Annotated in this window: 7 protein-coding genes; 4 read left to right on the top strand and 3 right to left on the bottom strand. The window is 38.8% G+C overall.

Features of this window, described 5'->3' with window-relative positions; all coding sequences use genetic code 11:
* The 3 genes from H4J56_RS16710 to rimP form a co-directional block, all read right to left on the bottom strand.
* The coding region (locus H4J56_RS16710; protein ID WP_182259627.1) for a translation initiation factor IF-2 associated domain-containing protein at positions 1 to 490 on the bottom strand (490 nt) is incomplete at its 3' end.
* A 20-nt stretch (positions 491 to 510) separates the two neighbouring features.
* Positions 511 to 2,004: a transcription termination factor NusA gene (gene nusA, locus H4J56_RS16705; RefSeq protein ID WP_070376182.1), complete on the bottom strand. Its 1,494-nt coding sequence runs from the start codon at positions 2,002 to 2,004 to the stop codon at positions 511 to 513.
* A 94-nt stretch (positions 2,005 to 2,098) separates the two neighbouring features.
* Positions 2,099 to 2,566 carry a ribosome maturation factor RimP gene (gene rimP / locus H4J56_RS16700; RefSeq protein ID WP_070376181.1) on the bottom strand — a complete coding sequence of 156 codons (468 nt, stop codon included), beginning with the start codon at positions 2,564 to 2,566 and terminating at the stop codon, positions 2,099 to 2,101.
* A 477-nt stretch (positions 2,567 to 3,043) separates the two neighbouring features.
* Here rimP and H4J56_RS16695 point away from each other — a divergent pair, with 477 nt between their 5' ends.
* From H4J56_RS16695 to rsxC, 4 genes are all read left to right on the top strand, one after another.
* Positions 3,044 to 4,912: an EAL domain-containing protein gene (locus H4J56_RS16695; RefSeq protein ID WP_182215447.1), complete on the top strand. Its 1,869-nt coding sequence runs from the start codon at positions 3,044 to 3,046 to the stop codon at positions 4,910 to 4,912.
* A gap of 156 nt (positions 4,913 to 5,068) precedes the next feature.
* Positions 5,069 to 5,650, top strand: coding sequence for an electron transport complex subunit RsxA (gene rsxA, locus H4J56_RS16690; RefSeq protein WP_070376179.1), 582 nt, complete (start codon positions 5,069 to 5,071; stop codon positions 5,648 to 5,650).
* On the top strand, positions 5,650 to 6,204 hold the full coding sequence (gene rsxB / locus H4J56_RS16685; protein ID WP_070376178.1) for an electron transport complex subunit RsxB: 555 nt from the start codon (positions 5,650 to 5,652) through the stop codon (positions 6,202 to 6,204). Before rsxA ends, rsxB begins: the two co-directional genes overlap by 1 nt.
* A 10-nt stretch (positions 6,205 to 6,214) precedes the next feature.
* Complete coding sequence (gene rsxC, locus H4J56_RS16680) at positions 6,215 to 8,587, top strand: electron transport complex subunit RsxC (protein WP_182259626.1); 2,373 nt, start codon at positions 6,215 to 6,217, stop codon at positions 8,585 to 8,587.
* Position 8,588 lies beyond the last annotated feature (1 nt).

Below are 8,588 nucleotides of genomic sequence, written 5' to 3'. Positions count from 1 at the left end.
TAGCTTCTTCTTCTGCTCTTGCCGCTGCTTTACGCTCAGCTTCTGCTTCAGCTTTTGCTGCAGCAACTGCTTTACCATTTTCTGCTTCTTTAGCATCAGCAATTGCTTTTGCTTCAGCAGCTGCTTGAGCGGCGATTTCAGCTTCTGCTGCTACTTTAGCTTCAGCTTCTGCTTGCTGTTGTTCTTCAACTTCGCTGCGCTTAACATAAGTGCGTTTTTTACGCACTTCAACATTAACTGACTTAGCTTTACTGCCATGTCCCATCGTTAACGTTGATTTAGATTTACGGTTAAGCGTCATTTTTAATGGTCCGGCTGTTGAGTCGTCACCATGTTGCTTTTTCAAGTGGTCTAACAATGCTTCTTTTTCATCTTGTGATACGGAATCGGTCGCGGATTTATTCACGCCAGAGTCAGCCAATTGGCTAACTAAGCGGTCCACCGGTGTACCAATTTCTTGAGCAAGTTCTGCTACAGTTGTGTTTGACATCTACTATATTCTCCCGGGAATTATTCTTCGTTAAACCAACAAATATTACGCGCAGCCATAATTAACTCGCCCGCTTTGGTTTCATCTAATTCTTCAATATCGGCAATTTCGTCAACGCCTTGTTCAGCTAAGTCTTCAAGGGTAATTACACCACGACTTGCTAATACAAATGCTAAGTGACGTTCTAAACCGTCTAGCGCTAATAAATCAGCTGCTGGTTCTGCATTTTCAAGAGATTCTTCACTTGCTAATGCACGAGTCGTTAATGCCGCTTTGGCACGTTCACGAAGCGCTTCAACAATATCTTCATCCATACCGTCAATTTCTAACATTTCAGCTGCTGGTACGTAAGCGATTTCTTCTAACGTAGCAAAACCTTCTTCTGCTAATAAGTTAGCAAAATCATCATCGATATCTAAGTTATCTGTAAACAATGAAATAACTTTATCGTTTTCGGCTTGATGCTTCTCGTTCATGTCAGCAACAGTCATCACGTTTAATTCCCAGCCAGTTAATTGGCTAGCTAAACGGATATTTTGACCACTACGACCAATGGCCATCGCTAAATTGCCTTCTTCAACAGCAATATCCATGGTGCCTTTGTCTTCATCAACAATAATTGATGCAACTTCAGCTGGAGCCATTGCGTTGATAACATATTGTGCTGGGTTATCGTCATATAAAACGATATCAACACGTTCACCACCAAGCTCAGTTGAAACGGCTTGCACACGTGAACCACGCATACCAACACAAGCACCTACTGGGTCAATACGCTTGTCATTAGATTTTACAGAAATCTTTGCACGTGAACCTGGATCGCGAGCAGCGCCCTTAATTTCTAGCATCTCTTCGCCAATTTCTGGCACTTCTACGCGGAAAAGTTCAATTAACATTTCAGGCTTAGAACGAGTCACTAATAATTGTGCGCCGCGCGTTTCTGTTTTAATTTCGTATAACAAACCACGAACACGATCCCCTGGACGGAATGTTTCACGAGGTAACATATCGTCACGGTAGATAACCGCCTCTGCATTATTACCTAAATCAATAATGATGCTATCGCGACTGGCTTTTTTAACAACACCTGTCACTAGTTCGCCAATTTGTTCTTGGTAAGCTTCAACAATAAGAGCACGTTCTGCTTCACGAATTTTTTGTACAATAACTTGTTTTGCTGTTTGCGTAGTTACACGGTCAAATTTAACTGATTCAATTTGATCTTCAATGTAATCGCCTAACTGCAACTCTTCATTGTCATACTGTGCAGCTGACAAACTCATTTCTGCAAATGGGTTTTCTGCTACGGCGTCATCGGCAACAACCAACCAACGTCGGAAAGTATCAAATTCACCATTAGTACGGTCAATAGCAACACGAACAATAATGTCACCTTCATATTTTTTCTTTGTTGCTGTTTCTAAAGCGGTTTCCATTGCTTCAAAAATGCTTTCACGGGGTAATGCTTTTTCGTTAGATACGGCATCTACAACCAGTAATATTTCCTTACTCATGCTACTTAGCCTTTTTAATCGTTTCTGAACAGTTCAACTATTTATGTAATGACGTTGAACAACTACGTATTTTTATTTTATTGTTATTATTTGCTTAGCTTTTTTTATTATGATTAAAAACCAAATTGCCCTTAACAATATTACCAAGCACTAATTCATAGTCTTCACTGTCGACCGTTACTACTAAAGTATCGTTTTCAACGGCAGCTAAGCGACCTTTAAATTTGCGGCGACCGTTTAATGGTATAGATAATTTTACTTCAATAATTTCACCAATCACTGCTTCATAGTGTGGTTTATCAAATAACGGTCGGTCTAAACCGGGTGACGAAACTTCTAAATTAAACTCACTGCCGATAGGGTCTTCAACGTCAAGAATAGCGCCTACTTGACGGCTAACTTCAGCACAATCATCAACATCAATGCCATTCTCATGGTCGATAAACAAACGTAATACTGAGTTATTACCAGCACTAATATACTCAATGCCTAATAATTCCTTACCAACTTCTTCAACAGCAGGACGTAACATGTCTGTTAATTTATGTTCAAACTTAGCCAATCATTTTCTCCAAATAAAATCTTACTTTGTCTTCATGTATCAACATCCAGATACAAAAAAAGGGCTTATAGCCCAGCAATTCTTAAAGCTTATCGTGCTGAACAAATGTCCCAGATACGAAAAAGCCCCAATACGCGGGGCTTATTACACTGAACCCACGATGTTGATTTAACCTAGTGACTTATAAAATAAGCCGTCAAATCGATACAACAATATAAAATTATCTTCTAACTTTGCTTTAAGCAATAGCCAAAAAATTAATTTCAGTGAAATATTGTTATATTTAAGCTAGGTCAATTATATAGCGACTACCGCCGAATCGCAAGCCTAATTGATAGGATAAGCAATAAAACCTTAAGTTATAGAGCTCATTAACGCCTACATTATATATCGCTCTAAATAACAGTAAGTTAGTAATTTTTTATCAAGCATGCTATAAATTGAAGTAGGCCTAACTTTTCAGTAAATCAACATATTATGTATAGCTATTCTCAATTATTAATGCGCAACGTCATTTTAGGGATGTTTTTTAATATTCTTATTGTTGTTATGGTGAGTTATTTCTTTGCTACCTCACTCTCGAGTAAGCAATTAATGATGCAAAACTCTATTTCAGCTATTATCGACACATCAGATAAGACCAACCAATTAGAACAAGTTAAACACTTAGTTAATCTAGCTGATTTTCAATTATTTTCCCTACAACAACAAAACAAAGAAATAGTTAATTATAAAGTAGAAAACACCAACCTGCTTGTCTCTTATATTTCCCCACCCATAGTCGTATTTACTCACCCATCTAATACGACCGTTAGTTATCAAATAAACAGTAATGATGCCGCGACATTGATCTTTAAAATAATGCTGGTATCTATTTTAGCCAGCCTTATCATTATTGTTATTGCTTGTACGTTAAGTGTTAAACACACTAAAAAGCTTGTTTTTGTGGTTAACAACAAAATAAAACAGGGTATTGCTCAAGTTATATCGATGAATAAACTTGAGGCTGGTGATGAAATTATCGACATGCCTGAATTAACTCATGGACTAAAAAAAGTCGAGGCATTACTTTCCGCGCATGTTAATGATGCCAGTGCACTTGAAAAGCAAGCTTATATAGAACCTCTTACAAAATTAGAAAACCGTAATCGCTTTATTCAGTTTTTTGCTAATGATGAAAACCAGGTTGAATTTGGTGTCTTAGCGATAACACGCTGTTCTGAACTGCAAACGATAAATCAAATACACGGTTACAGTGAAGGTGATAATTATATTTGCAAAGTTGCCGACATTATCAAAAGCGTTACTGCAACCTACCGAGGTGCAAATGTTTATCGACTTAATAGTTCTGACTTTGCCACTTTGCTTCCTAACGTAACATTAAAAGAAGCTGAAAACGCTGCGAATGAAATATCCAGTAAGTTTAACGCTTACCAACAATCATCAGATTTAGATTCAGTTGGCTACACTGGGTTAGTCTATTTCGAGAAAGACAAACCACTTGGCGAATTACTGGCACTCGCTGATACCGGCATCAGTATTGCACAAACTCAACAACTAAATTCTTGGTATTCGCAAAGCGACAGTGACATTTTACATAGCTCTAGTGCGAATTATGGCAACCAAAATTGGCGTCAAGAAATAGACAGCGTATTAGAAAACCAACGGGTTAAATTACTTGTCCAACCGATAAAACCTAATAGCCGTAACAATAAAGTCTATGGTGAAATTCTTGCCCGCTTTTTAAATTCAACTGATGAAATGTTACCCACCGCTTCTTTTATAGCTATGGCGGAAAAGCTTGATAAAATGATGGCTGTTGACAAAATGATTATCGAAAAAGTGATCAGTGAAATTAAAACAAAAAATTTACATGACCAATTTTTTGGCATCAACATCAGTTCACGTAGTATTCATGACGAACATTTTTTAATTTGGCTTGAACGTCGTTTATTGAAAGAAGCAACTATTGCTGCGAAATTGATCTTTGAGATAACGGAATACGGCCTCCAACAAAACATTAAAACCAGTAAGCGTTTTATTGATATGATCCACAGAGTCGGTTCTCGTATTACTGTTGAGCGTTTTGGTGTGGGTTTAACCTCTTTTAAATTTTTCCGCGACCTTAAACCTGACTTTATTAAAATGGATAGTACTTATACACGTGATATTGATGATGATAAAAACAACCAGTACTTCATCAGATTAATGGTCGATCTTGCTCATCGTCTCAGTATCACTGTTCTAGCTGAAAGTGTTGAAAGCCAAGAAGAAAAGTTTACTTTAGAAAAATTATTTATCGATGGTTGCCAAGGTTTTTATTTAGGAAAGCCTGAAGCGATTTAATTGAGTATAACTTAAAGCTAAACGTTCCATCTTAATAAAGGCCAAGCATGGCAAGAAGATAGTGCATATGCAATAAAAATTAAGGCATTGAGCGGTTGTCATCTGACTAATAAAGTCGGATAATAGCGTGAATTATCTCATAAAATTAATTTTCAAATGACAGATTATCTACTGCTGTTAGTTAGCACAGTATTAGTCAATAACTTTGTTCTCGTAAAGTTCCTAGGTTTATGCCCATTTATGGGGGTGTCTTCACGTACTGAAACTGCAATCGGTATGTCATTTGCCACCACCTTTGTAATGACTATTGCTTCGTTACTCAGCTACATCGTAAATACCTATATTCTTACTCCTCTGGGACTCGAATATCTAACAACTATGATGTTTATTTTAGTCATTGCTGTTGTTGTACAATTTACCGAAATGGTCGTACATAAAACCAGTGCCAACTTATACCGTTTACTGGGTATTTTCTTGCCTTTGATTACCACTAATTGCGCGGTATTAGGTGTTGCTTTATTAAATATTTATGAGCAACATAATTTTCTTGAGTCGATTGTTTATGGCTTTGGCGCGGCTGTCGGTTTTTCTCTTGTACTTATTATGTTTTCAGCGATGCGCGAAAAACTTGCTAATGCTGATATCCCAAAACCTTTTAAAGGTTCCGCTATCGCTATGATAACCGCTGGCTTAATGTCACTTGCCTTTATGGGTTTCACTGGATTGGTGAAGTTGTAATGACCACCCTATTAGCAATACTAGTACTTGGCTGTATGGCATTAGTCTTTGGCGCCATTCTTGGCTTTGCCTCTGTAAAATTTCACGTTGAGGGCGACCCTCTTGCCGAGCAGGTTGATGCTATTTTACCACAAACGCAATGTGGCCAATGCGGTTACCCCGGTTGTAAACCTTATGCAGAAGCAGTCGCTAACGGTGAGGCTATTAACAAATGCGCACCTGGCGGCGAAGATACCATCAAAAAAATAGCAGACTTAATGGGGGTTGAACCACCACCTCTTGACGAAAACCATGATACAGACAATTCTCCTAAAGTTGCTTTTATTATTGAAGAAGACTGTATTGGTTGTACTAAATGTATTCAAGCTTGCCCTGTTGATGCAATCTTAGGTACGACCAAACAGATGCACACTATAATAGCCGACGAATGTACTGGCTGTGACTTATGTATAGACCCTTGTCCGGTTGATTGCATAATAATGATACCTATCGCTAAAACACCACAAAACTGGCAATGGGATCTTAATAATATACCTGTGGTACAGCTTGATTAGGTGAGGATTCGTGGGATCAGTTATTGAACGTATAAAGCGCGCTAATTTTTGGACTTTTCATGGCGGTATACATCCACCAGAACAGAAGTTCTTAACCACTGATAAGCCTATCAGAGCGGTTAGCATACCTGAACAGCTAATACTGCCATTACAGCAACACATAGGTATTGCTGCAGATTTACGGGTAAAAGTAGGTGATAAAGTACTTAAGGGGCAAGCACTCACCCAGAGTATGCATCCTATGGCTGTTCCTATTCACGCTCCTACGAGTGGCACTATTACTGCCATTAAAAATGCCGTTATTGCTCATCCCTCAGGCCTAAGCGAATTATGCTTATTTATTAAGCCAGACGGAGAAGATACATGGCAAGAACGTCATATATGTACTGATGTAAGTAAATTAAGCCATAATGAAATAATTGATAAAATTTCCTCAGCCGGTATATCAGGCATGGGCGGTGCTGGCTTTCCTACACAAGTTAAAATAAGTACTAGAGACAAAATACAATTCCTTATTATTAATGCCGCTGAATGTGAACCTTATATTAGTGCTGACGATTTACTAATCCGCGAGCACAGCCCATCAATTCTTGATGGCATTAATATACTTGACCGTCTTCTTTCACCTGAACATATCCTCATTGGTATTGAAAATAATAAACCTGAAGCGATAAAAGTACTTCAGCAAGCAACCGCTAATAATGAAAAAATTCAAGTGTGTGTTGTGCCAACTAAATATCCTACTGGCGGTGAAAAACAGTTAATTCAAATATTAACAGGTCAAGAGGTTCCTTCAGGCGTTTTCCCAAGTTCTATGGGTATTGTTATGCAAAACATTGCCACTTGCTTTGCGATAGCTGATGCGGTAATAAACGATATTCCATTAATTAAGAGAGTGGTCACTGTCAGTGGCCAAGCTTTACAAAAGCCACAGAATGTCTGGTCATTACTCGGCACCCCAGTAGGCTTCTTGCTCGAACAATGTGGTTACCCCAATAAAGATAAAAAGCATATCATTATGGGTGGTCCAATGATGGGCTATAGCTTACCCACAGACCAAGTTCCCGTTGTAAAAACAACCAACTGTATACTTGCACCGAGTGAGCAGGAAATATCATCACCTTATTCAACCGGCACAAAAGAGGTTGAGTGTATCAGATGTGGCCAGTGTAGTGATGTCTGCCCCAGCCAATTGTTACCACAAGAATTACAGTGGAGCGCTAAAGCAAAAGATCACCAACAACTTGATAAATTAAACTTATTTGATTGTATTGAATGTGGTGCTTGTGCCTATGTTTGTCCGAGCCAGATCCCCTTGGTGCATTATTACCGAGTAGCAAAATCTGAAATTCGTCAACAAAAACAACTTGATCTAAAAGCTGAACATGCAAAGGTAAGATTTGAAGCACGAAAAGAGCGTTTAGCCAGAGATAAAATAGCACGAGAAGAAAAACACAAAGCAGCAGCAGAAGCACGTAAAGCGCGGATGAACTCAGGTACCAGCGAAGCAAAAACAGAAAAATCAGCGGTTGCTGCCGCCTTAGCTAGAGTTAAAGCGAAAAAAGCTCAACAAACCCAAGGTAGTGAAAATGTCACTGCACAGACAGAAGCACCATCGGTAGAAAATGAACAAAAAAGTCAAGTGAGCGCAGCTATTGCAAGAGCGAAAGCGAAAAAGCTAGCAGCTCAACAAAATACGGCAACTTATAAATCAGAACCACAAAGTGCGCTGGGAGATGTTCCACCGGCAATTGATGATAAAAAAGCTAAAATTGCCAATGCTGTTGCAAAGGCGAAAGCCCGTAAGCTAGCTGAAAAAAATAAGAATAGCGCAGATGATAGCGACTTAACCCTTGATAATAACATTGTTAACGAAGCAGACGCACAAGCAAACCAGGCTGATATGCTCGTTCCAGCTGATGATAAAAAAGCTAAAATTGCCAAGGCTGTTGCAAGGGCTAAAGCCCGCAAGCTTGCTGAAAAAAATACGAATAGCGCAGATAATAGCGACTTACCCCTTGATAATAGCATTGTTATCGAAGCTGACGCACAAGCAAACCAGGCTGATATGCTCGTTCCAGCTGATGATAAAAAAGCTAAAATTGCCAAGGCGGTTGCAAAAGCTAAAGCCCGTAAGCTAGCTGAAAAAAATAACAATAGCGCAGATGATAGCGACTTAACCCTTGATAATAACATTGTCATCGATACATACGCACAAGCAAACCAGGCTGATATGCTCGTTCCAGCTGATGATAAAAAAGCTAAAATTGCTGCAGCAATTGCAAAGGCGAAAGCCCGTAAACTTGCCCAGCAACAATCAAAATCAACGGCTAATACTAGCGAAGAAAAAACCAACAAACCCGTAAAATCAGAGTTGACGTAAT

Origin of the sequence: Colwellia sp. BRX8-4 (assembly GCF_014077345.1) — a bacterium.
GTDB lineage: Bacteria > Pseudomonadota > Gammaproteobacteria > Enterobacterales > Alteromonadaceae > Colwellia_A.
The sequence above is the reverse complement of the archived record's forward strand: the minus strand, read 5'-3'. Positions and strand labels throughout refer to the sequence as shown.

Coding starts and splice junctions, on each gene's coding strand:
- nusA (WP_070376182.1), bottom strand. CDS start 2,004: ATGAGTAAGGAAATATTACTGGTTGTAGATGCCGTATCTAACGAAAAA.
- H4J56_RS16695 (WP_182215447.1), top strand. CDS start 3,044: ATGTATAGCTATTCTCAATTATTAATGCGCAACGTCATTTTAGGGATG.
- rsxA (WP_070376179.1), top strand. CDS start 5,069: ATGACAGATTATCTACTGCTGTTAGTTAGCACAGTATTAGTCAATAAC.
- rsxB (WP_070376178.1), top strand. CDS start 5,650: ATGACCACCCTATTAGCAATACTAGTACTTGGCTGTATGGCATTAGTC.